Origin of the sequence: Brachyspira pilosicoli (assembly GCF_019402445.1) — a bacterium.
Lineage (GTDB): Bacteria > Spirochaetota > Brachyspiria > Brachyspirales > Brachyspiraceae > Brachyspira > Brachyspira pilosicoli_B.
Window position 1 is genome coordinate 1 of sequence record NZ_SRZM01000252.1, and the last position, 253, is coordinate 253.

A 253-nucleotide genomic window follows, 5' to 3' on the forward strand; every position below is an offset into this window, starting at 1 on the left:
CATATCAACAGTATTTTCAAAATCTTCTAAATGTCTAATAGATACTATCTCACTTACAATAGGTATGCCAACCTCTTCTCTTGCAAGTTTCAATATTTTAAGTCCGTCAAGTGCTAAGCCCTGAAAAGCATAAGGAGAAGTTCTAGGCTTAAAAGCTCCTCCTCTAAGCATTGAAGCTCCTGATGCTTTTACACTTTTTGCTATGCTTATTAATTGCTCCTCGCTTTCTACAGAACAAGGTCCTGCTATTATT

At 36.4% G+C, this 253-nt stretch carries 1 pseudogene; it reads right to left on the minus strand.

What is annotated here, in order from left to right:
* Positions 1–253 (minus strand): annotated as a pseudogene (locus E6A48_RS08450) (3-deoxy-7-phosphoheptulonate synthase); the annotation flags it as partial.